The following is a 24192-nucleotide window of genomic DNA, read 5'->3' as shown; positions in this document are numbered from 1 at the left end:
ACTCTCTTGAATGCCGATCAAGATCGGATCGTGGAATGCCGCGCAACAGTCGACCCGTCGATCGCGCCGAAAAGCGTTCCGAGATCGTGAACGCGGCTCGGTCGCTGTTCGTCGACGACGGTTACGAGAACACCCCGATGGGGCGGATCGCTGCCGCTGCCGGAGTGACGACCAATACGATCTATTGGTATTTCGGAGACAAGGACGAGCTACTGGTCGGCGTGCTGGACGAGATCCACGCCGATGCGCTGAGTCGGTTCGTTGCCCTCGCCGACACGTCGGTGACCGAGCAGGTTCTCTGGGTCGTGGACGAGCTGGAGAGATATCACCGACTGGTCGACACGGTCCACTCGCGCACCTCGGTGTCTGCCTGTATCGACAAATGGCACAACGACTTCCATGGTCTGTGGGAACAGTGGATCGCCGTCGAACTACGCAACGGCGGGTTCGATGACGCCGACATCGAACCGGCGACCCGCATGATCGTCTTCGTCATCGAGGCCATGCTGACGCACCCACAGGACGAGGCGTCGAAACGGACGATCATCGATCTGCTGTTTCGTAAGGTCGGCGTCTCGAACGGAACGGACAGACTGGGCCCTCACACCTGAGGGTGACGCGAATGCCCTGGTCTTGCGTCAGGTCTGGCCGAATCGATGACGTCGTCCAACACACCTCGCGAGACTTCCAGGCTCCGGATTGCCTCGTCGATTCGTGCGCGCTCGGCTGCCAGCATCTCGGCCAGCTTGTCGGTTGCTGTGGCAGCCGGTCCACCGTCCACATCGCGCATACAAGGCAGGAGTGCGCTCACGGTCTTGCTCGCGATACCCGCCGCGAACAGTTCTTGAATATGCACGACTCGATCGACGGCCCACTCCGAGTAGACGCGCTGTCCGCTGGACGTGCGGTTGGACGCGAGCAGTCCCTGCTGTTCGTAGTACCGCAGCGAGCGCACACTCACACCCGTTCGCACGGCGAGTTCTCCGATTCGCATACGTCGGTTATACCTCGACAGTTGCCTCTGACATCGGTGTCAGGTCCTACGGTGTCGACCATGAACGACAGGACGAGGTCCGTGCCACCGTACGACTACAGCCCGATCGTGGACCGACCACCCATCGAGTGGCCGAACGGTGCGCGTGTGGCGGTGTATATCGGTCTCAACGTAGAACACTTCTTGTTCGACGAGCCGTCGACCAGCATATGGCCCGGCTCCGCGGAGCTGAAGCCCGATGCCCTCAACCATGGATGGCGTGACTACGGTGCCCGTGTCGGAATCTGGCGCACTATCGACAGTTTGGACCGGCACGGGCTCGCGGCAAGCGTATTGCTCAATTCGTCTGTTGTGGAGCAGTATCCGCAGATCGTTGCTGCCGGCCTCGAGCGCGATTGGACCTGGGTCGCGCACGGGCGGACGAATTCGAGACTGCACAACGGTATCGATGTGCAGGACGAGCATCGTGTGTTGAGCGAAATAACCGACAGCATCCGCTCGGCTACAGGGCGCGCGCCGCGTGGCTGGATGGGCCCGGGTCTGACCGAGACTCACCAGACGCCGGAAATTCTGGCCGAGCTCGGATACCGTTACGTTCTCGACTGGACGAACGACGACCAGCCCTATCCGCTCACCGTTCCGGGCATGCTGTCGGTGCCCTATTCCGTCGAACTCAACGACCTGATCGTGTTCGGCAAAGGAATGACCGGACCGGACTTTCTCCAGATGGTCGTCGACGCCTATGAACAGCTGCGCGCCGATTCGGCCACGAGTGGACGCGTCCTGGCCATTGCGTTGCATCCCTTCGTCATCGGACAACCATTTCGGCACAAATACCTCGACCGCGCGCTCGAGTACCTCGCGGCACAACCCGACGCCTGGCTGACGACGAGTGACGACATTGCCGACAAGTACCTGGAGCAGGTTCCGAACGAGTAGCTACGAAACACCGTGAATCGTTGTTGCGCCACGTCCTACCAGCGCGGGCAGGTGTTCTCGAAACTCGGGTCGATGCTCTGCATGTATCCGGTGTCGTCGCGGTCGCGAATACCGCAGTCGAGGTACTGCTGATGCAGCGCCGCCAGCGCATCCTCGTCGATCTCGATGCCCAGACCGGGCCCGCTGGGAACGGGCACTGCGCCGTCGACGAAGTTCAGCACTCCCGGCACGATGACGTCCTCGTGCTTCCACGGCCAGTGCGTGTCGCAGGCGTAGGTCAGGTTCGGTGTTGCTGCGGCAAGGTGAACCATGGCCGCCAGGCTGATGCCGAGGTGGCTGTTCGAGTGCATCGACAGTCCGAGCTCGAAAGTGTCACAGATTCCGGCGAGCAACCTCGAGCGCTGCAGACCACCCCAGTAGTGATGGTCGGACAGCACCACCTGCGCCGAGTCCTTCACCACGGCAGGCTTCAGGTGATCGAAGGCGACGACGCACATGTTGGTCGCCAGTGGCATCTTCGCTTCCCGCGCGACCTCGGCCATCCCGTCGAGTCCCGGTGTCGGATCTTCCAGATACTCCACGATGCCGTCGAGCTCGGAAGCGACGCGGATGGAGGTGTCGACCGTCCACGCGGCGTTGGGGTCGAGTCGAAGCGGCAGCTCGGGGAATACTTCCCGGAGCGCTTTGATTCCGGCTATCTCCTCGTCGGGCGGGAAGACACCACCCTTGACCTTGATGGCCTCGAAGCCGTACTCGTCGATCATCTTTCGCGCCTGCCGTACCAGTCCGGCCGGGTCGACGGCCTCACCCCATTCGTCGGGTTGCCGGCCGGGATGCGCTGCCCACTTGTAGAACAGATACGCACTGAACGGAACCGAGTCGCGGACCTTTCCGCCGAGCAGATCCGACACCGGTCGACCCAGTACTTTGCCCTGAACGTCCAGGCAGGCGATCTCGAACGGGGAGAACACTCGGTCGGTGGTGCTGGCCGTGGTGATCATTCCGGCAACGCCGTCTCCGCCGGTGATCGACAGCGTCCCCAACACGGTGTCGACAGCGTCTCGAATGGCGTTGAGTGCGAACACGTCCAGGCCGGTGATGGCCTGGGCCGCCGCGTCGAGACGAGCCAGATGCGCAGTGTCGGCGTAGGTCTCACCGAGCCCGACGACACCGGCATCGGTGTCGAGCTGAATGATCGCGCGCAGTGCGTAGGGCTGATGCACGCCGACCGTGTTGAGCAACGGCGGGTCGACGAAGGCGATCGGGGTGATTCGAGCGCCGGTGATCAGGACCGGATCTTGCATCAGTGCACCGCGAGCTCATCGGCCAACACGGCCCGGCCGGCGGCGACGATGGCGGTCAGTTCCTCGAGGTGCGGCGCACTGATGTCCACCAGTGGCGGGCGCACGGGGCCTGCCTCGATCCCTTCCATCGTCACGCCCGCCTTGATGAGCGAGACGGCGTAACCGGGGACCTTGTCGCGCAGGCGAACCAGCGGGTGGAAGAACTCGCGAAGCAGTGCGGCAGTGAGCTTGTCGTTACCACTGTCGAGTGACCGGTAGAACGCCAGCGCCAGTTCGGGTGCGAAGGCGAACGTCGCAGAGGAGTACAGCGTGACACCAATTGCGCGGTAGGCCTGCTGCGAGACCTCCGCGGTCGGCAGACCGTTGAAGAACTGGAAGGGCTTGCCCGACGGCTCGAGTGCATCCAGCACCGCGCGGACGATGCGACCGACCTGATCGAGATCGCCTGTGCCGTCCTTGAATCCGACGACGGTCGGCAGCTGGGCAACCTCGACGGCCGAGTCCTCGGTGAAGCGGGCATTGCCGCGGTTGTAGACGATCAACGGCAGATCCGACGCGGCGGCAACGGCCTTGGTGTAGTTGACCAGGCCGGCCTGCGGCATCGTCACCAGGTAGGGCGGGAGCAGCAGGATGCCGTCAGCACCGTTCGACTTCGCGCTCGCCGCGAATGCCTTTGCCTGGGCGACGGATCCGCCTGCACCGGCGTAGACCGGCACGCGACCCGCGACGACGTCGACTGCGGTGCGCACGATCTTGCCGAACTCCTCGGTTTCGAGGGCGTGGAATTCGCCGGTGCCGCAGGCGATGAACACTCCACCGGGTCCCGCGTCGACACCCTTCGCGATATGAGCGGCCAGCAGGTCGTAATCGACTTCACCGGAAGCGGTGAACGGGGTGACGGGGAAGAACAGGACTCCGTCGAGCATGGGGATCTCCTCGAGAATTGGGTGGGGTGTGTCAGTCTTGGGTGAGCTGGCCGTCGATGCGGCGGAAGATCCCGTCGGGATTACCGTCGGCAATTGCGCTGGGCAGCAGGGAAGTCGGCACGTCCTGGTAGGAAACAGGACGCAGGAAGCGTTCGATGGCGAGCGATCCGACCGATGTCGTGCGCGAGTTGGAGGTGGCGGGGAAGGGGCCGCCGTGCACCATCGCGTGGCCGACCTCGACGCCGGTGGGCCATCCGTCGAACAGGATGCGCCCGGCCTTGAGTTCGAGAACCGAGAGGAGCTTTCCTGCATCGGCGTGATCGGACTCGTCGGCGTGGACGGTGGCGGTCAGCTGGCCTTCGAGCAGCGCGGCGACGTCTCGAACCTGCTGTGCATCGGTGCAGCGAACGATGAGACTCGAGGCGCCGAACACCTCGGCCTGCGCTGCCTCGGAGGTGAGGAACGTATCGGCATCGGTATCGAACAATGCTGCGCGGCAGGCATTCGGAGCGTCCGTTTCGGTACCGCGGGCGATCTCGGTGACCGAATCGGACAGCGTGGCGACACCGTCAGCGAAGCTCGACGCGATGTTCGGGGTCAGCATCGTGGTGGGCGTGGACTGCTGCACGGCTGCGGTGGCTGCCTCGGTGAACGACTGCAAGCCCGGGCCGTCGACGGCGATCACGAGACCGGGGTTGGTGCAGAACTGGCCCGAGCCCATCGTCAGCGATGCGACGAAGGCGCGGCCGAGTTCGGCCCCGCGGGAGGCGAGTGCGCCGTCCATGACGAACACGGGGTTGATGGAACTCATCTCCGCGTACACCGGGATCGGCTCACGACGACCGGCTGCTGCGGCGACGAGAGCCGTTCCACCCGAACGTGATCCGGTGAATCCGACGGCCTTGATGCGTGGGTCGGTCACCAGAGCGGTACCGAGTCCGCGGCCGGAGCCGAACAGTAGTGAGAATGTGCCCGAGGGCATTCCGGTGGAGGACACCGCGTCGGCGATCGCTCGACCGACCAGCTCGGACGTTCCGGGATGGGCATCGTGTGCCTTGACCACTACGGGGCATCCGGCTGCGAGGGCGGAGGCGGTGTCGCCGCCGGCGACGGAGAAGGCGAGCGGGAAGTTGCTGGCTCCGAACACTGCAACCGGGCCCAACGGAATCTGCCGTTGGCGGATGTCGGCGCGGGGGAGTGGCGTGCGCTCGGGCAGGGCCGGATCGATGCGGGCACCGTTCCAACTACCCTCGCGCAGAACCGAAGCGAACAGGCGGAGCTGCCCGGTGGTGCGGCCGACCTCGCCGGTGATGCGGGCCACGGGAAGTCCGGACTCGGCGACGGTGCGCTCGATCAACGTGTCGCCGAGAGCTGCGATGTTGTCGGCGATGGTCTCGAGGAACTGAGCTCGGGTCTCCGAGGAGGTGGCACGGTAGTCGGCGAATGCTTCGGCCGCTGCGGCACAGGCCTTCTCGACGTCGGCGCTGTCTCCGTGCCCGTAGGCGGGTTCGAGGTTCGCGCCGGTACTGGGGTCGATTCCGTGAATCTGCGTGCCGCCACCGAAGACCGGGACGCCGGCGATGATCATCCGTCCGGTGAGGTGGGTGGACTGTGTCGTCGACGCTGTCATGGGGTGACTCCTAGGGCTGTGGTGCGATACGTGCGCTGACGCCAGGGCGTGACCTGGCTCATAGGTCACCACGCTAGAAGGCCGTTCGATACATGTCCAAGTCTAAAAAAGTCGTATTTGATTCAGTCTCGGTATCGATCTCGCTGCCAGGCACGATGAGCGCCGAATGCAGTGGCCGATACCTCTACTGCATCGGTCGATGCGTAGATGGTCTTGGACATGCATCGATCTGCGGCCCTACTGTCTCATGTGAGCAGAGTCACCAGAAGTATGCGAGAAAGGTCGGACATGAACGTCCACACCAGCACCCCCGTCGTCACCGATATGAGCGTCATACCCATCGCGGGTCACGACGACATGCTGCTCAATCTCAGCGGTGCGCATGCACCGTACTTCACTCGCAATCTGGTGGTGCTCACCGACTCGGACGGGCGCACCGGCGTCGGCGAAGTGCCGGGCGGAGAGGCGATTCGGCAGACTATCGAGGATGCGCGCGTGCTCGTGCAGGGCCAGGGAATCGGTCGTTACAACGCGATTCTCGCCGAGATGCGCCGCGCGTTCGCGGATCGTGATGCCGGTGGCCGAGGAGCGCAGACCTTCGATCTGCGGATCGCGATACACGCTGTGACCGCGGTGGAATCGGCATTGTTGGATCTGCTCGGCCAGCACCTCGGCGTCAGCGTCGCCGCACTGTTGGGGGACGGGCAGCAGCGCGAGAAGGTTCAGGCTCTGGGCTACCTGTTCTTCGTCGCCGATCGGACCAAGACCGACCTCGCCTACCGCAGTGCAGACGACGAAGCCGCTGGGGCCGATGACTGGATGCGTATCAGGCACGAGGAGGCCATGGATCCCGAGTCGATCGTGCGCCTCGCCGAGGCCGCGCAGGCCCGATACGGGTTTCAAGACTTCAAGCTCAAGGGTGGTGCGCTTCCCGCGGCCGAGGAGGCTGCCGCGGTGCGCGCGCTGGCCGAGCGATTCCCTGAGGCTCGAATCACGTTGGATCCCAACGGTGGCTGGCTCCTGAAGGATGCGATCGACACCTGCCGCGGCCTTCTCGATGTGCTGGCCTATGCCGAGGACCCCGTCGGACCTGAGGGTGGATTCTCGGGCCGCGAAGTGATGACCGAATTCAAGCGCGCCACCGGATTGCAGACCGCGACCAACATGATCGCCACCGACTGGCGCGAGATGGGCCACACCATCCGATCCGGTGCGGTGGACATCCCGCTGGCCGACCCACACTTCTGGACGATGGCCGGCTCGTTGCGCGTGGCTCAGCTGTGCGATGCGTGGGGCCTGACGTGGGGTTCGCACTCCAACAACCACTTCGACGTCTCGCTGGCCATGTTCACCCACGTCGCCGCAGCGGCGCCCGGGACGATCACCGCCATCGACACGCACTGGATCTGGCAGGACGGCCAGCGAGTCACCAAGGATCCCTTCACGATCGAGGACGGGTACCTCACCGTGCCCGACAAGCCCGGCCTTGGCGTCGAACTCGATTTCGAGCAGATCGACGCGGCACATGAGCTGTACCTGAAGGAGGGCCTCGGTGCCCGCGACGACGCCATCGGCATGCAGTATCTGATCGAGGGTTGGACCTTCGATAGCAAGCGACCGGCTCTGGTGCGCTAGTGAAGGTCGTCGTCGGCGATCGGAATGTGCTGCCCCATCGGGAGCAGTTCGAGGCGGGGCTGCCCGCCGACACCGAGGTGATCTGGTGCGTTCCGTTCGACGAGAGTCGGGTCATCGGCGAACTTGCCGATGCAGACGTGTACGTCGGCGGCAAGTTCAGTGCGGCCATGGGTGCCGCAGCGCCGAACTTGCGTATGGTGCACGTCGCGGGTGCCGGAACGGACAACGTCGACCGCTCCGGATTGGGCCCCGATGTGCAGGTGTGCAACACCTTTCATCACGAGCAGTCGATCGCGGAATATGTCGTGGCTGCGACCGTGATGCTGCGCCGTAAGTTTCTGGAACAGGATCGTGCACTCCGCTCCGGAGTGTTCGCCACGTCGGTCTACGACCCGAGCATTGCGCAACCGTTGTCGCTGAGCGGTGCCCGCATCGGATTCGTCGGCTTCGGGCACATCGGCAGGCGAACGTGGCAGCTGTTTCGGGCATACGGCGCCGTGGGTGCTGCGGTCACCGGAAGCGGACGGGCTCCGGATGACGGGCTCGAATGGGCATCGGATACGCAGGATTTGACGAGGCTGGTCGACTTCGCGGATGTTCTCGTGGTCTCCGCACCGCTGAACGAGCACACCCGCGGCGTGATCGGTGCCGAGGAGCTGAGCAGGCTCGGCACCGATGGGGTACTCATCAATGTCGGTCGTGGGCCGTTGGTGCAGGAGCAGCCGCTGTTCAACGCGTTGTCTCGCAACGAGATTGCCGCGGCCGCGATCGATGTCTGGTACCGCTACCCCGGGCCGGATGGCGTGGGAGAGCCGAGTGTGTTGCCGTTTCGCGATCTCGACAATGTGCTGATGACTCCGCACTCGTCCGGCGTCACGCATCACACGTTCGTGGGCAGGGTTGCCGATTTTGCATCCAACATCGATGCACTGGCGGCATCGATCAGCCGGTAAATGGTGTTGGACGTGCATCGCTGCTCGAAATAGGCTGTGAAGCAACGTAATCGACGATCTCAGGAGTCACAGATGACCATCGACACTGACAAACCGACCAGCGGACTCACTGCCCCGAACGCGGCGATCACGGCGCTGGCCCCCGGGGCGGCGAGCATCGACCGCATCGCCGAGGTGACGCTGTCCTCGATCGTGCTACCCCTGAAGAATCCGATCAGCGACGCCAAAGTACTCACCGGCCGGCAGAAGGCGATGACCGAGGTGGTGTTCCTGTTCGCTGAAATTCGCACCGAACAGGGCCATGAGGGAATCGGTTTCGGGTATTCCAAGCGTGCGGGCGGGCCTGCTCAGTTCGCGCATGCCCAGGAGATCGCCCCGGTACTCATCGGCGAGGACCCGAACGACATCGGCAAGATCTGGACCAAGCTGGTGTGGGCCGGAGCCTCGGTGGGCCGCAGTGGTGTTGCTACGCAGGCGATTGCCGCGATCGACATCGCACTGTGGGATCTCAAAGCCAAGCGCGCCGGGTTGCCGCTGGCCAAGCTGATCGGCTCGGCGCGTGATTCGGTGCAGACGTACAACACCTCCGGCGGGTTTCTGCACACGCCGATCGAGGAGGTCATCGAGAACGCTGCCATGTCGCTGGCGAACGGCATCGGGGGTATCAAACTGAAGGTAGGACAGCCGGATTGGCGTACCGACATCGCTCGTGTCACCGCGGTACGTGAATTCCTAGGCGACGATGTCCCATTGATGGTCGATGCCAATCAGCAGTGGGATCGACCGACGGCGCAGCGGATGGGCCGAATCCTGGAGCAGTTCGATCTCGTCTGGATAGAGGAGCCGCTCGACGCCTACGACGCGGAGGGGCACGCCCAGCTCGCTCGCAGCCTCGACACCTCCATCGCGACGGGGGAAATGCTGGCCAGCGTCGGCGAGCACGTCCGCCTCATCGAGGCCGGTTCGGTGGACATACTGCAGCCCGACGCTCCGCGCATCGGCGGAATCACCCAGTTCCTGAAATTGGCGACGCTGGCCGAGCACCACAATCTGCAGCTCGCCCCGCACTTCGCCATGGAGATCCACCTGCACCTTGCGGCGGTGTATCCACTGCAGACATGGGTGGAGCACTTCGACTGGCTGGACCCGTTGTTCGACGAGCATCTCGAGACCCGGGACGGACGCATGCATCTGTCTGCGCGCCCGGGATTGGGCTTCACATTGAGTGAGCAGGGTCGTGCGTGGACCGTCGCGAAGGCAGTAGTGCGCTGACGCGTGGAGCGCTGACGCGCAGGTGAGCGGAACCTCGTAGCCCACCACGAGCTTCCGCTCACGTGCCGCGAAGCGGCTCTACCGCACTCCCTCGGCCCGAAGCTCTCGGGCCCAGGCGGCGGCGTGGTCGGTGAGCACCCCGGCGATTCGTTCGAGTTCGCCCGGGTACGAGGCGACTTCCGCGGGCATCGAGACGCTGAGCGCATCGGTGGCCGGGATCCGATAGGGCACGACGGTCGCTATGCAGACCACGCCGGCGGTGCCCTGCTCCTGCTCCAACGACCACCCTCGTCTGCGAACCTGCGCGAGTTCGGCGATGAGGGCATCACGATCGACGATGGTGTTCTCGGTGTACCGCTCGAGTTTCTTCGGCAGCAGCTGTGTCACCTCGTCGGTCGTCAGCTCGGCGAGCAATGCCTGACCGAGAGCGGTGACGTGGCACGGCAGCTTGCGTCCCACGCGGTGCATGCGCCGTACCTCGAGCTTGGAGCCGCGGCTGGCAAGGTATATGACGCAGTCCTCGTCACGTCGGGCGAAGTGGACAGTGTGCCGGACGTCCGAGCGCAGCGTTTCCAGCACTGCCGCCGCTCGACCGACGACGGAGTCCTTGTCGAGGTAGGACGTGCCGGTGAGCAGGGCGTGTGTGCCGATGCCGTACCGCGAACCGGACTCGTCGGCCTCGATCCAGCGCAGGTCCTTGAGCGTCCTCAGCAAGGCGTGCAGACTCGATCGGGGATACCCGCACGCCTCCTGCAGTTCGCCGAGGCTCATGCGCGTGGGGGACGCCGCCAGGGTCTCGAGGATGTGGATCGTGCGTTCGGCCGACTTCACCGGCTGACTATCCGGCGCAGCTGTGGCCGTAACATCGTTCACCATGGAGACAGTGTCCCTCATGATGAACGATGCTTCATACGCGGACACGGATGTTGTCGACGGACACTAGTACTCGGCGATCAGATTGTTCGCGATGTACTCCAGGTCGATGTCCTCGCCCAGGCCCGGTCGCGATGGCATCCGCACCATCCCGTCCGCGTCTATCGGATCGACGATGGACTTCAGGTGCGGCGGAACCCAGTCGTAGTCGACCAGTGGATGCAGCAGGCCACGTTCGTACCACTGGATGTTCGGAGCGCCGCCTACCAGTGCGAGATTGGGGGCACCGTTGCCGTGGATCTCGCACTCGAGCCCAAAGCCGTCGGCCATGTGCACGGTCTTCAATGCAGGCGTGATGCCGCCACCGTTCATCGCACCGACGCGCAGGATGTCGCACGCCTCGTCGGCGATCCAATCCGCCCGCGAGCGATGCCGGCCGGGAGTGGTCTCCGGACCGATTACGGGAGTATCGAGCTGATCGGCCAGCCACTTGTACGAGCGCATCGAAAACTCGTCCATCGGTTCCTCGAACCAGTCGAACTTCAGAGCGTCGAGTTCCCGGCCGAGCTTGAGTGCATCGGTACGTGAGTACCAGTGGTAGCCATCGAGCATCAACGAAAACCCGGGTCCGACGGCATCTCGCACCGCCGCGCAGGCCTCGATGTCTCGTGTGAGGCTCGGTGCCCCTTCGAGCGGGGGCATCCACGTGTGCAGTTTGATTCCCTGGTAGCCCTGATTTTTCAGCGCCACAGCGAAGTTCGCATACTCCTGTGGACTGGACAGTCCGCCCTCGATGGTGTCTCCACACATGGTGCTCGCGTAGGCCTTGACCTCGTTGCGGGCCCCGCCGAGCAGCTTCCACACCGGGGTGTCGAACCGGTTACCCGCCAGATCCCACAGCGCCTGATCGAGGTAGCTGCAGGTGTGTTCGGGCAGTTCGACGGCTCTGGTGCGCTGTCGGATCGCGAACTTGCGGTCCATCTCCTCGCGGTGCAACGGGTCGGTACCGATCATGACCGGCCGGAAGTGTTGCTCCACTTGGTCTTCGCGCAGGTAGTTGGTCTTGCCGAGGACGTAGCCGCTGACGCCGTCGGAATCGGTGATGCGCAACAGTGCCTGGGTGGTCGGGACGGACGGCCCCGGGTGTCGATGCCCGTAGGAATCGACGGCGGTGCGAGCCTCGGTCTTGAAGACCTGGACGGCAACCTCGGTGATGACGCTTGACATGGCGATGAGTCCCCTATTTACCCTGTCGGGCATCGTATTTGGCCTTGGAGCGGTCGAGCTTCTCGGCGAAGTCGTCGGCGAAGTCCTGAGCGCTGAGCTGCCCGATGAGGACCTTCTGCCACTGGCCCAGCATCTGAACCTGGACGATCTTGCCGAAATCCGGCAGGTAGTCCGGTGGGGTGACCAGCACCGTCTCCGGATCGTCGAGGGCGGCCTGAGCAGCTTGCACCGACGGCATCGCCTGGAAGGCGGGAGCGGAGCGAGCGGCGGCGTTGACCGGAATCTGCCCCACGTTCTCGTTCCAGTAGGCCTGCGATTCCGAGGAGGTCATGAACTCGAGGAACTTCCAGGCCGCAGCCTGATGCTTGCTGCTCTTGAACACCGTGTAGGACGGGAACGGGTCCGTCATCACCGTACGGACGCCGTTGTCCGCGCGAGGCAGTGCGACGGCACCGACGTTGTCGCCGAGGGCCTTGCGGTGATTGCTCAACGATCCGAGGTTGTGCTGCATCATCGCCACCGAGCCACCACCGAAGCTGGCGACCATCTGCGGGAAACCGTTGTTGACGTCGGCGGTGGGGGTGTCCACGTCGTACAGGGCGGCGAAACGTTCGATGGCCTGCACCATCTCGGGTCGGTTGACGGTGGATTCGCTGCCGTCGAAGAAGTTGTCGATGCCGGTGGTGGCGAACATGTGCTGCAGCAACGGGTAGATCGAACCGGCACCGCCTCGGATGGTGAACCCGTAGCGGCCCTCGGACTTGTCGGTCAGTTCGTCTGCGGCGTCGTAGAATTCGTCCCATGTGTCCGGGGGCTCGATGCCGGCCTCCTCGAACCAGTCGGCTCGATACCACAACGTTGCGTTGTTGCTGGTGAACGGCAGGCCGTACAGGTTTTCACCGCCACCGGACTCCATCGCCGACTCGATGATCTTCGGGTCGTACTCGTCCTTCTGTGGCGAGGACGCCACGAAATCGTCGAGCGGAATGACGGCATCCTGCGCGACGAGGGGCGCCAGATACGCGGTGGACACGATCCCCAGATCGGGAGCCGACCCACCGGCGAGAGCCGTCTGATACTTCTGCTGGGCACTGTCCGAGGGAAGCCCGACGTACTGGATGTCGATGCCGGGATTGACATCCTCGAAACGTCGAATCAGTTCCTCGTACAACGGGGTTCGATCCGGTCCGGCATTGTTGTCCCAGAAAGTGAGGGTGCCGCTGTTCGGATCTCCGAGTTCACCGTCGGGCAGTGCGGTCTCGGAACTGCAGGATGCCAGTACCAGCGTCGCGACCGCGCCGACGAGGGTCGTGCGCAGCAGGGTGCGTCGATTCATGTCGATTCTCTTTCCGTACGTCATGATCAGCCCTTGACCGCGCCGGCGCTGAGGCCCTGGACGAGGTACTTCTGGATGACGGCAAACACAGCGACCACCGGTACCGCGGCAATCAGTCCGCCGGCCGCGAGGACGCCGAAGTCGACGTTGTAGGAACCGATCGTGTAGCTCAATCCGACTGGGAGGGTGAACTTGTCTTGGCTGCTGATGAACATCAGGCCGAACAGGAAGTTGTTCCAACTGCCGATGAACGCGAAGGAACCGACGGCGATCAGGCCGGGTCGCAGCAGCGGCAGCATGATGATGCGGAAGGCTTTCAGGCGTGAGCAGCCGTCGACCATCGCGGCTTCCTCGAGTTCCACGGGAATCTGAGAGATGAAGCCGGCCATCAACATTGCCGCCAGGGGCAGTTGGAAAACAGTGTCGGCGACGATGAGGCCGAACAGGTTGTTCACCAGTCCCATCTCGCGGAACACCTGGAACAGCGGGATGAGCAGCATTGCGCCGGGCACGAACTGGCTGCACAGCAGGGCCATCACCAAGGGGATCTTGGCGCGGAACTTGAAGCGTGCCAATGCATAGCCGGTCGCCAGTGCGACGAAGGTGGTCAGCACGAGAGACAGGCCTGCCACGATGAGGCTGTTCTTGAAGAAGAAGCTGAAACCGAGGGTGTTCCAGACGGTGTCGAAATGGTCGAGCGTGATGGGCCAGGGGAGCATCGAATTGGAACCGGCGGGTCGGAATGCGAAGACGATCATCCAGTAGAACGGGACGAGGGTGAAGAGCAAGTAGACGGCCAACGGGAGTCCGACACTGAATATGCGGGGCTTGGTGCGATGCACGCGCACCTTGTCGGAGTGGTCCTGCGGCGGTGTGGCCACGACGGGACGGTCTGCAGTAGTGGTCATGTGCGTCAGGCCTTATCGCTGTTGAATTTGCTGAGGCGCAAGTAGAGGATCGAGCAGAAGAGCAGGATGACGAACGCGACGGTGGTCAGAGCCGATCCGTATCCGAAGTCCTGTGCAGTGGTCGCGAGCTGAGAGACGTAGAGCGGCAACGTGGTTGTCACGTCGGCCGGTCCGCCCGCGGTGAGGGTGTAGAGAAGGTCGACGTTGTTGAATTCCCACACGCCGCGCAGCAGAGTCGACAGGATGATCACGGCCTTCAGATGCGGCAGTGTCACGAAGCGGAAGCGCTGCCAGCGGTTCGCACCGTCCACGTTGGCTGCCTCGTAGAGGTCTTTGGGTGCACTTTGCAGTTCGGCGAGGATGAGAATGGCGAAGAACGGAACGCCGCGCCAGAGCTCGGCAACGCTGGTGGCCCAGAACGCAGTATCGGGATCGGCGATCGGTGCGGCGGTGCCGTCGCCGATGCCCATGTTGCCGAGCAGTTTGAACAATCCGGTCGACGGGTTGTAGATCAGCAGCCAGATGCCGGTGGTGAGGACACCCGAGACGGCCCACGGAGAGAACACCAGAGCTCGGGCCAGGCCGCGTCCACGGAAGACCTCGTTGACCAGCAGGGCCAGTCCGAGGCCGAGGATCAGCTGGAAGACGACCTGTACCCCGACCCACTTGGCGGTGACGAGCAGGCTGTTCCAGAACAGGTCGTCGGCAAACATCAGCTTGAAGTTCTCCAGGCCGGCGAAGCCGTTGTCCCACGGCGTCGTCGGGTTGTAGAACTGCAGGCTGTAGTAGAAGACGCTGCCGACCGGGTAGAAGATGAACACGGCGAGCAGGATGACTACCGGTGCGATCAGAATGTACGGGGCCGAGATGCGGCGCTTGCGTTTCGGCCGAACGGGAGGTGCGGACGCGCTGTGCGCGCGGGTGCCTCCCGATCGGGGTGGTGTGGTGGTGACCATGGGGACGCTCCGAAGCGTTCGGGGCCGGATCGGGGAGCCGGCGAATGGGTCTTGCGGTTCTTCCGGCTCCGATGAGCCGGGCGGTGGAAAGTCTGTGCCATTCACATATATGAACTACCGTCTTCTATGTGAATTTCTGAACCAACTATGACGGCAGTCACAAGCGCTGTCAAGCATGACCGGTCACACGTGCAGGCTCAGCCAGCTCGCGGAAGCATCCTGCATCGCCCGGGTGAAGCGGTGTGGCTCCGAAAACCACTCAGTGGACAGTGTTTTCGAAGATCCGTAGTCGCGACGCAACGATGCCTCGGCGTCGCGCATTCCGGCTGAGCCGAAATGCGAGTCCTGCTCGGCGAATTGGATCAGTAGTGGGGTCGGAGCGGCGGAGCCGGCAATCTCCGGCCAGTCGCATACTGCGGGCAGGCCGGGGGTGATCATCAGCCAGCTGGTGTCGTCCGCATGCCCGTCGGCGATGTCGGCGTACGTACTCATCGAGGCGGTGATCACCCCGGCGCGGAGTCGGTCGCTGCAGGCCAACAAGTGCGCCACGCGGGCTCCGCCTCCGGAGAATCCTGCCGTGGCGATGCGATCGGCGTCCACCTCGGCGCAGTCGCGCAGTACGTGCAGCGCCGTCAGATCCTCGGTCAGTATCCGTCCCGCCAGCGAAGTACCGCGCAGCGCAGCCGCTTTCGCCAGACCGTGCTCGTGCTCGCGGGCGGCGGCCTCGTATTGCTGCAGTCCCTCCAGGTGCGCAGCGGCCCGGTGGGCCCGCTCGGGAAGCTGCTCCCACGGCACCTGTCGGGAGCCCCACGGGAACACGTCGTGAATCAGCACCGCGAAACCTGCTGCCACCAGCCGTGCCGCGGGCGGACTGCCGTCGTAGCCGTGCTCGCGCAGCGCGGCGATGCCGGGAGCGATGCCATTCGGACCGTCGGCCACCTTCTCCTTTCCGTAGAACTTCATCCCGTCGTGGCCGTGCATGAACAGGATCGCCGGCAGTGGGTGCTCTGCTTCCGGAGGCGTCAGCAGCCACGCGGACGTGTCGTTCCAGGTCAGTTCCACTCCGCGGACGCCGTCGCGTATCCACGTGCGACCGCGTGTCACCTGCCGGGGCGGTGGGGTGTCGACGACTCCGAGGGCCTTCCCGATTGCCGCACGGCGGTCGAATCGTGGACAGCCGGGCTCGAATTGTGTTCCCATGTGTGAACTCAGTTCTCTCTATCGAACAAATCAGCCATCGAAGGATGACCGCTATGACCGTCGACCGCATCGTCGCGCACGCCTATCCCTGGGACGTACTCGGTGATCCTCACTTCGTCGATCGCGCCCGCAGGCTCGGGGTGCGTGAGATCTCGCTCGCCGCGACCTATCACTCGACCAGGGCGGCAACCCCGCTGCATCCGCAGCACAAGGTGGTCGACGCCCACCACGCCGCGCTGTACCGGCCGGTGCGGCCCGAGGCCTGGGCCGGGCACACGATCACTGCGCGTACGGCCGATTGGGGTGGGGCCGAGGATGCGTTCGGCGAAGCGGCGGCCCTGCTGCGCAACTCCGGATTTCTGGTGAACGCCTGGATCGTGCTGACACACAGCACAATTCTCGGCCACGCCCATCCCGACGCAACCGTCGTCAACTGTTTCGGAGATGCCTATCGGTATGCCCTCGCACCAGGGCATCCCGACATAGTGCGGTACAGCGCCACGCTCGCGGCCGAAGCGATCCGCGGCGTCGAGGTACACGGAGTGTCCGTCGAGGCCTGCGGACAGCTGGGCTTCGCTCATGTCGGACCACACGAGAAGACGGACGGAGCATTCCCGGGCATCGGCGACACGCTGATGTCGATCAGCTGCACGCAGCGCGAGCTCGATGCGTGGGCCTCGCGAGGCGTCGACTCGGCCGAGGTGACGCAGAAGCTGCGCGACGGTGTCGACGCCCTGTCGGCCGGAACCTTGCCTGCAGGTGCGGCGATCACGGACGTGTTGGCCGCCGACGAGATCGACGCGGTTCTCGCCGTCCGACACGCCGACGCCGATCACCTTCGCGCGGAAGTGCTTGCCGCCGTGCGTGAACAGGCTCCGTCGGCACGCGTGACGCTGCACGGTCACCCGGATCCGTGGAAGACCGGGCCTTCGCCTGCGCTGACCGCCTCCGCGCCAGCCGATGTCGATGCGGTGCTCGTGTCGGCCTGGCCGGGAACGGCCGAGGCGGTGTCGGTGGTGAAGGCAACCCGCGCGGCCGTAGGCGACGGGGTGGACGTCGGTGCCTACGTATCGGTACTGCCGCCGAAGAAGCTCGACGAGGTGGCCGCGCATGTGGCCGCGACCGTCGACGCCGGGGCGAACGAGCTGCACCTCTATCACCTCGGTCTCGTCAATCGACCCCAGCTCGACGCGTTGGGGTCGATCGTCACAACGTATTCGTAAGGCGGACTGCAACAGGCGCTCCACTCGTCCGTCCGCGGCGCGGAATCCCCGCCCGAGGACGTCGAGTGGAGCAGAGGGTGCGTCAGCGCATCCGCTGGCCGAGCGGGTGATCGCAGAATGCGCCGCCGACTCGTTGCAGGATCGGATCGCTGAACGTCCACTCGTGTTCGGCCAGGAACTGCTCGGCGAACTGTTCCGCGTCGTCGCGAGGTAGGTATCCGATCTCTGCACCCTCGTTGCCGGACCACCACGCGCGCGAGTTCTTCGAGATGCCCCACACAGTGTGAAAACCCTTGGCGCTGTCCGACAGTGACGCCTCGATCAGTCGGGCAGTGTCGGCGGGCGACATCCAGGTGGCAAGGCCACGGTAGTTCGGCGGCGCGTCGAAGCTCGAGCCGATACGCAGATTGACGACGTCGATGCCGAAGCGGTCGTGGTACATCCGGCCCAGTGCTTCGACCGCGGCCTTGCTCCAGCCGTAGAAGCCGTCGGGTCGAGGAGCGGCGTCACCCGGAAGCGGTGCGTCGCCCGCCTCGTCGTGCGTCCAGAAGCCGACCGCGTGATTGCTCGACGCCACCACCACACGGGTGACTCCGTGCGTCACCGCGGCTTCGAAGACTGCCTGAGTGCCGTCGACGTTCACCGACAGAATGTTGGCCCACGAGTCCTCGGTGCTCAATCCCCCGAGGTGCAGGATTGCATCGACACCGTCCACCGCGGCGGCCACGGCAGCGCGATCGGTGACCGAACCCTGTACGAATTCCTCGGTGGCCGAATCGATGTCGGTGATCTCGGCGATATCGAACAGGCGCAGCGTGCGGCCGGGAGCCGCCAGCAGAGGCCTGAGCATCGCACCCATGTTGCCTGCGGCCCCGGTGATGAGCACTCGTGAAACGGTGTCGGTCATTCTTCTCGAACTCCTTCGATGGCAACCTTGTAATGGGCATCACAGTAATACATACTTCTAAACGAAGTCAGCATTCTGGCATCCATTCACATATATGAACCCCACTTGGATCGTCCGGCACGTTCCTGCCGGTGAAGGGACCACCATCATGGCCACCGTTGCATTTCAGGGCGTCACCAAACTGTTTCCCGGCGGCGACAAGGCTGCCGTCGACCAGCTCGATCTCGACATCCAGGACGGTGAATTCCTCGTCCTCGTCGGCCCGTCCGGCTGCGGGAAGTCGACGTCGTTGCGCATGCTCGCCGGCCTCGAAGAAGTCGACAGGGGAGCCATCACCATCGGCGGCAAGGACGTCACCGACCATCAGCCCAAGGATCGCGACATCGCGATGGTCTTCCAGAACTACGCCCTGTACCCGCACATGACAGTCGGCGAGAACATGGGATTCGGACTGCGCATCGCCGGCGAGGACAAGGCGGAGATCAAGCGTCGCGTCGAGGACGCCGCCAAGATCCTCGACCTCAACAAGTTTCTCGACCGCAAACCCAAAGCGCTCTCCGGCGGCCAGCGTCAGCGAGTGGCCATGGGCCGCGCCATCGTTCGCAAACCCCAGGTGTTCCTCATGGATGAGCCGCTGTCCAACCTCGACGCCAAACTCCGGGTACAGACCCGCGCGCAGATCTCTGCACTGCAACGCAGGCTCGCCACGACGACCGTCTACGTCACTCACGATCAGGTCGAGGCCATGACGATGGGTGATCGCGTGGCCGTCCTCAAAGACGGTGTGCTGCAGCAGTGCGACTCCCCGAGGCGCATGTACGAACACCCGAACAACGTGTTCGTCGCCGGCTTCATCGGATCGCCTGCAATGAATCTGCTCGAGCTTCCCCTCGTCGACGGCGGCGTCCGCTTCGGCGGTGAAGTGGTTCCGGTTCCCCGCTCCGCCATCGCCGGAATCGGCGAGAACACAGTGACGCTCGGAGTGCGGCCCGAGGACCTGCAGATCACCACCGGGGCAGGCCTCGAAGTGACCATCGACGTCGTCGAAGAACTCGGAGCCGACGCCTACGTCTACGGTCAGGCCGATATCAACGGCACGCGTCAGCCCATCGTCGTCCGCGCCGACGGCCGCATCCCACCGGAACGCGGATCGACGATCACGCTCTCCTACGCCGCCGAGCGCACCCACCTGTTCTCCACGGTGACCGGGGAGCGCTTGGTCGACTAGTGGAGCGCTGACGTGGAGCGCTGACGCGCAGGTGAGCGGAAACTCGACCCCTGCTACGAAGTTTCGTGCACGTGCCGCGAAGCGGCTCCTGCCACCGGTACTGTCTGCCGAGTGACAGACGCTCGCCCGGCATCGCGATGGTCCACGGTCTTCCGGCCGACACCGGTCCGGGTCATGGCGTCGGGATTCGCACTTGCCATCCTGGTCGGTGCAGCAGTGCTGATGCTCCCGACTGCCACCGAGTCCGGGATTGCGTCCGGGTTTCTGCAGGCGTTGTTCACATCGACCTCGGCGGTCAGCTTGACCGGCCTGATCGTGGTGGACACGCCGGTGTACTGGTCGGGTTTCGGGCAGGGCGTGATCCTCGGCCTGATCCAGATCGGCGGGTTCGGGATCATGACGATCGCGTCGTTGGTCGGATTGGTGCTGGCCGATCGAATCGGGTTGCGAAGCAGGCTCAACGCGGCCGCCGAGGTCCGCACATCCGGGCTGGGCGACGTCAGAAGTGTCGTCGTCGGTGTGTTCCGCACCAGCCTGATCATCGAGAGTGTCGTCGCGATCGTCCTGGCGGCGCGCTTCGTCATCGGCTACGACGAGCCACCGGGTCGCGCGCTGTGGCTGGGGATCTTCCATGCCGTCTCGGCGTTCAACAACGCTGGGTTCGCCCTCTTCAGCGACAACATGATCGGGTTCGCCACCGACCCGTGGATCTGTGTGCCGCTGTTGATCGCGGTCGTGTTGGGAGGCATCGGATTTCCGGTTCTGTTCGAGGTCGCCCGTCACCTCCGCGCACGTGCCGGCGGTGTACGGGCACGCAAGCGATGGTCACTGCACACTCGAATGACGCTGTCGGTCACCGGGGTTCTGTTGATTCTCGGACCGACGGTGGTGTTGCTCTTCGAGTGGTCGAGGACCTTGGGCGGATTCGGCTTCTGGGACAAGATGCTCGTCGCGACGTTCCAGGGCGTCATGCCTCGCACCGCCGGATTCAACAGTGTCGACTATGCGGATGTGGACAACGCGACCCTGCTCGTCACCGACGTCCTGATGTTCATCGGTGGTGGCAGCGGTGGCACGGCGGGTGGCATCAAGGTCACCACGTTCGCCCTACTGCTGTTCGTCATTCTGGCGGAGATCCGCGGTGACCGTGAGGTGTCGGTGTTCGGTCGTCGAATCGACGCGCGCGTGCAACGTCAGGCGCTGACCGTCGCGTTGATCGGGGTCGCGTTGGTCATGCTGCCGGTCGTGGCGCTGTTGGCCGGCACGAATTTCGATCTCGACGTGCTTGTCTTCGAGGTCGTCTCGGCGTTCGCGACGGTAGGCCTGTCCACCGGAATCACCGCACAAATACCCGGCTGGGGTCAGGTGATTCTGATAGTCCTGATGTATCTGGGCCGCATCGGTTCGATCACTCTGGTCAGTGCCCTCGCCGCCCGCGACCGCGGACGGCGCTACACGCTTCCCACGGAAAGGCCGTTCATTGGCTAGGAAACCATCCTCCGATGTCGTCGTCGTTCTCGGTCTCGGTCGCTTCGGTAAGTCTCTCGCCCTGGAACTGATGGACCAGGGGGTCGAGGTGCTCGGCGTCGACAGCGACGAGGCCGTAGTGCAGCGCGTGGCAGACCGTTTGACGCATGCTGTGGTGGCCGATACCACCGACGAGGAGTCTCTTCGGCAATTGTCGGTGCACGAGTACGACCGTGCCGTCGTGGGTATCGGTTCCAATCTCGAAGCGAGCCTGCTCACCGCATCGGCTCTGGTGAATCTGTCGATGTCGACCATCTGGGCCAAGGCTCTGAGCAACGCACACGCCAAGATTCTCAGCCAGATCGGCGTACACCACGTCGTCAGGCCCGAGCACGACATGGGTAAGCGAGTAGCTCACCTGGTACGTGGTCGGATGATGGACTACATCGAGTTCGACGATGGTTACGCCATGGCGAAGACGTCGCCGCCGGCCTCGCTGATAGGAAAAACACTGGGCGAGAGCGGGATCCGCACCAAGCACGGAGTGACCGTCGTCGCGGTGAAGCGCCGAGGCGAGGGGTTCACCTACGCGACGGCCGACACGGTGATCGCCGCAGGCGATACCGTCATCGTCTCCGGTCAGGTTCGAGACACCGAGAAATTCAGTGAGTCGACCTGAGTGATTCCAGCGTTGCGCGCGCGCCCTGCTCCTGCAGAGAAGACAGCTGTTTCGTGTATTCGGCGACGAAGCGCTCGTTGTCGATCAGGTCGCCGAACACGGCGCGGTTGGCGATGAACGCAGTGGGGTTCTCGCGCTGACTCTGTGCGATCGGAACGAGTGAATCCTTCAGTTGGTCGACGATGTCGATGGGATCACCGGATTCGTCGACCGCCTCGGCGTAGCGGGCCCAGCTGGCGACCACTGCGGTGGAGCGCGTGATCTCGCCGCCGGTCTCGAGGTTCTTGCGGATGACTGGCAGGAGCCACTTGGGAATTCGATCCGAGGACTCGGCACACAGGCGCGCGACGGTATCGCGAATCTCGGGATTGGAGAATCGTTCGATCAACGTCCGCTTGTAGTCGTTCAGATCGATGCCGGGAACCGGCTGCAGCGTCGGGGTTGCCTCCTCGTCCATGTAGGCGAGCAGGAAGTCCGCGAACTGCGAATCCTGGCAGACCTCGTGGACGAGCCGGTAGCCACTGAGGTAGCCGAAGTAGGCGAGGGCTTGGTGACTGGCATTGAGCAGTCGTAGCTTCATCAGCTCGTAGGGGGTGACGTCCTCGACAACCTGGACGCCCACATCCTCCAGTGGCGGACGGCCGAGGGTGAAGTTGTCCTCGAGCACCCATTGCGTGAACGGCTCACCGGCGACGGGCCACTGGTCGTCGATGGCGTAGCGCAGTGAAAGTTGTTCGGTCACTTCCGGTGTCGTGACCGGAGTGATGCGATCTACCATCGAATTGGGGAACGCGCCTCCGGCTTCGATCCAATCGGCCAATGCCGGGTCCTTCAGGCGCGCGAACGTCGTGAACGTCGATTGCGCCATGTGGCCGTTGCCCTCGATGTTGTCGCAGGACATGATCGTGAATGGCTTCATGCCACGATCCTTCCGACGCGCCAAGGCCTCGACGACGAGTCCGAATGTCGTTGCCGGCACGGCACCGTCGGTGAGGTCGGCGACGATCGCCGGATTGTTCGAGTCGAACTCCCCGGTGGTGGCGGAGAAGTTGTAGCCACCTTCGGTGATGGTGAGCGAGACGATCTTCGTCGTGTCGGCCGCCATCTTCTCGATGACGGCCTCGGCGTCGTCGGGCGCGAACAGGTACTCGACGATGGAACCGATGACGCGGGTGTCCCATGTGCCGTCGGAATGCTTGAGCGCCAACGTGTACAGGCAGTCCTGTGCCTGCATGACGTCGTTCATTCGACGGTCTCCCGGCAGTACCCCGACGCCGCAGATTCCCCAGTCCAGCGCTTGCCCCTGCTGCAGCAGCCGGTCGACGTACATCGCCTGGTGCGCTCGATGAAAGCCCCCGACACCGAAATGCACGATGCCCACCGTCACCTCGGACCGGTCGTACGTCGGAACCGCGACGTCCTCGATGAAGTCGGCGAGGTTCTGCGAGTTCAACTTCATGCGTTCGTCTCCTTCGAAAATCCTGGGATCACTACGGCTTTGATGCTTCCGGGTTGCCTGTCGGCGTTCAATGCATCCTCGACGCCATCGAGCCCGAACCGCGCCGTCACCATCGCGTCGAGATCCACCATGCCCGACGCCACCAGCGCGCGTGCGGTCGGCCACGTGTTGGCGTACCGAAAGACGCCGGTGAGCAGCAATTCTCGGTTCTGGATTCGCGAGATCGGCAGCGGGTAGTCCGATCCGCCCATGCCCACGAGGACGACCGTGCCTGCGGGCCGAACCGCGTGGATGCCGTCGAACACGGCCCGGGCGGCACCGGATGCGTCGACGAAGGCGTCGACCGTCAGTGCACGGACGTCCTCCGCGGCGGGGTCGAGCACCCGCGTCGCTCCGAATCGCGTTGCGTTGGCCCGGCGGGACGCGTCGATGTCGGTGACGATCACCTCGGTGGCACCGAATGCGCGAGCGACCTGCGCAGTGACGAGCCCGACGGGGCCCGCTCCCGCGATGAGCACGCTAGAGCCCGCGGAGATGCGGGCCTTCTGGGCGGATGCGATGCCGACCGACAGCGGCTCGAAGAGGGCGGCGGCCTCGTCGGAGACGGTGTCGGGAACGTCGTGCGCGAAGGTCGATTGGATCAGTACGTACTCCGCGAGCGCGCCGTCGACGGGCGGTGTCGCGAAGAACTCCATGGCCGGGCACAGGTTGTAACGGCCGGCGCGGGACGGTGCGCTGGTGGGATCGGGGCGCTGCGGCTCGATGGACACTCGCTGCCCGACGCGGGCATCGGAGACGTCGGAGCCCACGGCCACGATGACGCCCGCAGCCTCGTGTCCGAGCACGAGAGGACCGTCGACCACGTAGTCGCCGATGCGTCCCTCCCGGTAGTAGTGCGCATCGGATCCGCACACTCCAACTGCCGTGACCTGCACGAGGACTTCATCGGACGCGGGTGTGGGGACGGGCCGCTCTTCGAGACGGATCTCGTGCACGCCGGTGAGCACGCTGGCCTGCATGGACTGTGGCACGGGTCGCTGGGCGCGAGGGGGTGTTGTGTAGATCACACCTTAATG

22 protein-coding genes are annotated in these 24192 nt (G+C 64.2%); 9 read left to right on the top strand and 13 right to left on the bottom strand.

Translation table 11 applies throughout. The features are described 5' to 3' along the window. Positions 1-35 precede the first annotated feature (35 nt). Positions 36-611 carry a TetR/AcrR family transcriptional regulator gene (locus CH275_RS06400; protein WP_094676265.1) on the top strand — a complete coding sequence of 192 codons (576 nt, stop codon included), beginning with the start codon at positions 36-38 and terminating at the stop codon, positions 609-611. Here the strand turns inward: CH275_RS06400 and CH275_RS06395 are convergent. Beyond that, on the bottom strand, positions 602-994 hold the full coding sequence (locus tag CH275_RS06395; protein WP_094676263.1) for a MerR family transcriptional regulator: 393 nt from the start codon (positions 992-994) through the stop codon (positions 602-604). The two genes, CH275_RS06400 and CH275_RS06395, sit on opposite strands and share 10 nt — an antisense overlap. A 60-nt stretch (positions 995-1054) precedes the next feature. Between CH275_RS06395 and CH275_RS06390 the strand changes: the two genes are divergently transcribed. Beyond that, positions 1055-1933 (top strand): polysaccharide deacetylase family protein, encoded by an 879-nt coding sequence (locus CH275_RS06390; RefSeq protein WP_179276011.1) that lies wholly within the window; start codon positions 1055-1057, stop codon positions 1931-1933. 35 nt (positions 1934-1968) lie between these two features. Here CH275_RS06390 and CH275_RS06385 read toward each other — a convergent pair whose 3' ends face one another. Genes CH275_RS06385 through CH275_RS06375 form a run of 3 tightly spaced genes read right to left on the bottom strand, consistent with a single transcriptional unit; the run spans position 1969 to position 5793 of the window. Further along, entirely contained in the window at positions 1969-3237 is a 1269-nt protein-coding gene (locus CH275_RS06385) for a glucarate dehydratase family protein (protein ID WP_094676261.1), read from the bottom strand. After that, a complete protein-coding gene (locus tag CH275_RS06380; protein ID WP_094676259.1) occupies positions 3237-4163 on the bottom strand; it encodes a 5-dehydro-4-deoxyglucarate dehydratase in 927 nt (308 codons plus the stop codon). The genes CH275_RS06385 and CH275_RS06380 overlap by 1 nt, the downstream gene beginning before the upstream one ends. Positions 4164-4194: 31 nt before the next feature. Continuing rightward, positions 4195-5793, bottom strand: a complete 1599-nt coding sequence (locus CH275_RS06375) for an aldehyde dehydrogenase (NADP(+)) (protein ID WP_094676257.1) — start codon at positions 5791-5793, stop codon at positions 4195-4197. A gap of 288 nt (positions 5794-6081) precedes the next feature. On the opposite strand from CH275_RS06375, the gene CH275_RS06370 reads away from it, so the two are divergent. The 3 genes from CH275_RS06370 to CH275_RS06360 all read left to right on the top strand — a co-directional run bounded on the left by CH275_RS06370 (position 6082) and on the right by CH275_RS06360 (position 9653). Continuing rightward, a complete protein-coding gene (locus CH275_RS06370; protein ID WP_094676255.1) occupies positions 6082-7428 on the top strand; it encodes an enolase C-terminal domain-like protein in 1347 nt (448 codons plus the stop codon). Beyond that, a complete protein-coding gene (locus CH275_RS06365) occupies positions 7428-8381 on the top strand; it encodes a 2-hydroxyacid dehydrogenase (RefSeq protein ID WP_094676253.1) in 954 nt (317 codons plus the stop codon). The genes CH275_RS06370 and CH275_RS06365 overlap by 1 nt, the downstream gene beginning before the upstream one ends. A 72-nt stretch (positions 8382-8453) precedes the next feature. Then, positions 8454-9653: an L-talarate/galactarate dehydratase gene (locus CH275_RS06360; RefSeq protein WP_094676251.1), complete on the top strand. Its 1200-nt coding sequence runs from the start codon at positions 8454-8456 to the stop codon at positions 9651-9653. 78 nt (positions 9654-9731) lie between these two features. On the opposite strand, the gene CH275_RS06355 is transcribed toward CH275_RS06360, so the two are convergent. The 6 genes from CH275_RS06355 to CH275_RS06330 all read right to left on the bottom strand — a co-directional run bounded on the left by CH275_RS06355 (position 9732) and on the right by CH275_RS06330 (position 16153). Continuing rightward, complete coding sequence (locus tag CH275_RS06355) at positions 9732-10529, bottom strand: IclR family transcriptional regulator (RefSeq protein WP_179276010.1); 798 nt, start codon at positions 10527-10529, stop codon at positions 9732-9734. A 63-nt stretch (positions 10530-10592) separates the two neighbouring features. Then, positions 10593-11753, bottom strand: a complete 1161-nt coding sequence (locus CH275_RS06350) for an enolase C-terminal domain-like protein (protein ID WP_094676247.1) — start codon at positions 11751-11753, stop codon at positions 10593-10595. A gap of 13 nt (positions 11754-11766) precedes the next feature. After that, on the bottom strand, positions 11767-13089 hold the full coding sequence (locus tag CH275_RS06345; protein WP_256990879.1) for an ABC transporter substrate-binding protein: 1323 nt from the start codon (positions 13087-13089) through the stop codon (positions 11767-11769). 26 nt (positions 13090-13115) lie between these two features. Further along, on the bottom strand, positions 13116-13997 hold the full coding sequence (locus CH275_RS06340; RefSeq protein ID WP_094676243.1) for a carbohydrate ABC transporter permease: 882 nt from the start codon (positions 13995-13997) through the stop codon (positions 13116-13118). Between the two features lie 5 nt (positions 13998-14002). Continuing rightward, complete coding sequence (locus CH275_RS06335; RefSeq protein ID WP_094676241.1) at positions 14003-14953, bottom strand: carbohydrate ABC transporter permease; 951 nt, start codon at positions 14951-14953, stop codon at positions 14003-14005. Positions 14954-15136: 183 nt separating this feature from the next. Continuing rightward, positions 15137-16153: a hypothetical protein gene (locus CH275_RS06330; protein WP_094676239.1), complete on the bottom strand. Its 1017-nt coding sequence runs from the start codon at positions 16151-16153 to the stop codon at positions 15137-15139. A 53-nt stretch (positions 16154-16206) separates the two neighbouring features. Here CH275_RS06330 and CH275_RS06325 point away from each other — a divergent pair, with 53 nt between their 5' ends. Further along, the gene (locus CH275_RS06325; RefSeq protein WP_256990878.1) at positions 16207-17376 is read left to right on the top strand and encodes a hypothetical protein; all 1170 of its coding nucleotides are present in this window, start codon (positions 16207-16209) and stop codon (positions 17374-17376) included. An 82-nt stretch (positions 17377-17458) separates the two neighbouring features. Here the strand turns inward: CH275_RS06325 and CH275_RS06320 are convergent, their stop codons facing one another. Continuing rightward, positions 17459-18283, bottom strand: a complete 825-nt coding sequence (locus tag CH275_RS06320; RefSeq protein ID WP_094676235.1) for an NAD-dependent epimerase/dehydratase family protein — start codon at positions 18281-18283, stop codon at positions 17459-17461. A 148-nt stretch (positions 18284-18431) separates the two neighbouring features. On the opposite strand from CH275_RS06320, the gene CH275_RS06315 reads away from it, so the two are divergent. The 3 genes from CH275_RS06315 to CH275_RS06305 all read left to right on the top strand — a co-directional run bounded on the left by CH275_RS06315 (position 18432) and on the right by CH275_RS06305 (position 21657). Continuing rightward, positions 18432-19511 (top strand): ABC transporter ATP-binding protein, encoded by a 1080-nt coding sequence (locus CH275_RS06315; RefSeq protein ID WP_094676421.1) that lies wholly within the window; start codon positions 18432-18434, stop codon positions 19509-19511. Positions 19512-19685: 174 nt separating this feature from the next. Further along, on the top strand, positions 19686-20999 hold the full coding sequence (locus CH275_RS06310) for a TrkH family potassium uptake protein (RefSeq protein ID WP_094676233.1): 1314 nt from the start codon (positions 19686-19688) through the stop codon (positions 20997-20999). Beyond that, positions 20992-21657 (top strand): potassium channel family protein, encoded by a 666-nt coding sequence (locus CH275_RS06305; RefSeq protein WP_094676231.1) that lies wholly within the window; start codon positions 20992-20994, stop codon positions 21655-21657. Before CH275_RS06310 ends, CH275_RS06305 begins: the two co-directional genes overlap by 8 nt. On the opposite strand, the gene CH275_RS06300 is transcribed toward CH275_RS06305, so the two are convergent. Continuing rightward, positions 21641-23116 (bottom strand): mannitol dehydrogenase family protein, encoded by a 1476-nt coding sequence (locus CH275_RS06300; protein ID WP_094676229.1) that lies wholly within the window; start codon positions 23114-23116, stop codon positions 21641-21643. The two genes, CH275_RS06305 and CH275_RS06300, sit on opposite strands and share 17 nt — an antisense overlap. Beyond that, positions 23113-24135 (bottom strand): NAD(P)-dependent alcohol dehydrogenase, encoded by a 1023-nt coding sequence (locus CH275_RS06295; protein WP_094676227.1) that lies wholly within the window; start codon positions 24133-24135, stop codon positions 23113-23115. The genes CH275_RS06300 and CH275_RS06295 overlap by 4 nt, the downstream gene beginning before the upstream one ends. Positions 24136-24192 lie beyond the last annotated feature (57 nt).

This window comes from Rhodococcus sp. 06-235-1A (assembly GCF_002258785.1).
Classification (GTDB): Bacteria; Actinomycetota; Actinomycetes; order Mycobacteriales; family Mycobacteriaceae; genus Rhodococcoides.
Note: the sequence above shows the minus strand (reverse complement) of the source record. Positions and strands in the feature narration are given on the sequence as shown.

Coding starts and splice junctions, on each gene's coding strand:
- CH275_RS06400 (WP_094676265.1), top strand. CDS start 36: ATGCCGCGCAACAGTCGACCCGTCGATCGCGCCGAAAAGCGTTCCGAG.
- CH275_RS06395 (WP_094676263.1), bottom strand. CDS start 994: ATGCGAATCGGAGAACTCGCCGTGCGAACGGGTGTGAGTGTGCGCTCG.
- CH275_RS06390 (WP_179276011.1), top strand. CDS start 1,055: ATGAACGACAGGACGAGGTCCGTGCCACCGTACGACTACAGCCCGATC.
- CH275_RS06385 (WP_094676261.1), bottom strand. CDS start 3,237: ATGCAAGATCCGGTCCTGATCACCGGCGCTCGAATCACCCCGATCGCC.
- CH275_RS06380 (WP_094676259.1), bottom strand. CDS start 4,163: ATGCTCGACGGAGTCCTGTTCTTCCCCGTCACCCCGTTCACCGCTTCC.
- CH275_RS06375 (WP_094676257.1), bottom strand. CDS start 5,793: ATGACAGCGTCGACGACACAGTCCACCCACCTCACCGGACGGATGATC.
- CH275_RS06370 (WP_094676255.1), top strand. CDS start 6,082: ATGAACGTCCACACCAGCACCCCCGTCGTCACCGATATGAGCGTCATA.
- CH275_RS06360 (WP_094676251.1), top strand. CDS start 8,454: ATGACCATCGACACTGACAAACCGACCAGCGGACTCACTGCCCCGAAC.
- CH275_RS06355 (WP_179276010.1), bottom strand. CDS start 10,529: ATGGTGAACGATGTTACGGCCACAGCTGCGCCGGATAGTCAGCCGGTG.
- CH275_RS06350 (WP_094676247.1), bottom strand. CDS start 11,753: ATGTCAAGCGTCATCACCGAGGTTGCCGTCCAGGTCTTCAAGACCGAG.
- CH275_RS06345 (WP_256990879.1), bottom strand. CDS start 13,089: ATGAATCGACGCACCCTGCTGCGCACGACCCTCGTCGGCGCGGTCGCG.
- CH275_RS06340 (WP_094676243.1), bottom strand. CDS start 13,997: ATGACCACTACTGCAGACCGTCCCGTCGTGGCCACACCGCCGCAGGAC.
- CH275_RS06335 (WP_094676241.1), bottom strand. CDS start 14,953: ATGGTCACCACCACACCACCCCGATCGGGAGGCACCCGCGCGCACAGC.
- CH275_RS06330 (WP_094676239.1), bottom strand. CDS start 16,153: ATGGGAACACAATTCGAGCCCGGCTGTCCACGATTCGACCGCCGTGCG.
- CH275_RS06325 (WP_256990878.1), top strand. CDS start 16,207: ATGACCGTCGACCGCATCGTCGCGCACGCCTATCCCTGGGACGTACTC.
- CH275_RS06320 (WP_094676235.1), bottom strand. CDS start 18,283: ATGACCGACACCGTTTCACGAGTGCTCATCACCGGGGCCGCAGGCAAC.
- CH275_RS06315 (WP_094676421.1), top strand. CDS start 18,432: ATGGCCACCGTTGCATTTCAGGGCGTCACCAAACTGTTTCCCGGCGGC.
- CH275_RS06310 (WP_094676233.1), top strand. CDS start 19,686: ATGGCGTCGGGATTCGCACTTGCCATCCTGGTCGGTGCAGCAGTGCTG.
- CH275_RS06300 (WP_094676229.1), bottom strand. CDS start 23,116: ATGAAGTTGAACTCGCAGAACCTCGCCGACTTCATCGAGGACGTCGCG.
- CH275_RS06295 (WP_094676227.1), bottom strand. CDS start 24,135: ATGCAGGCCAGCGTGCTCACCGGCGTGCACGAGATCCGTCTCGAAGAG.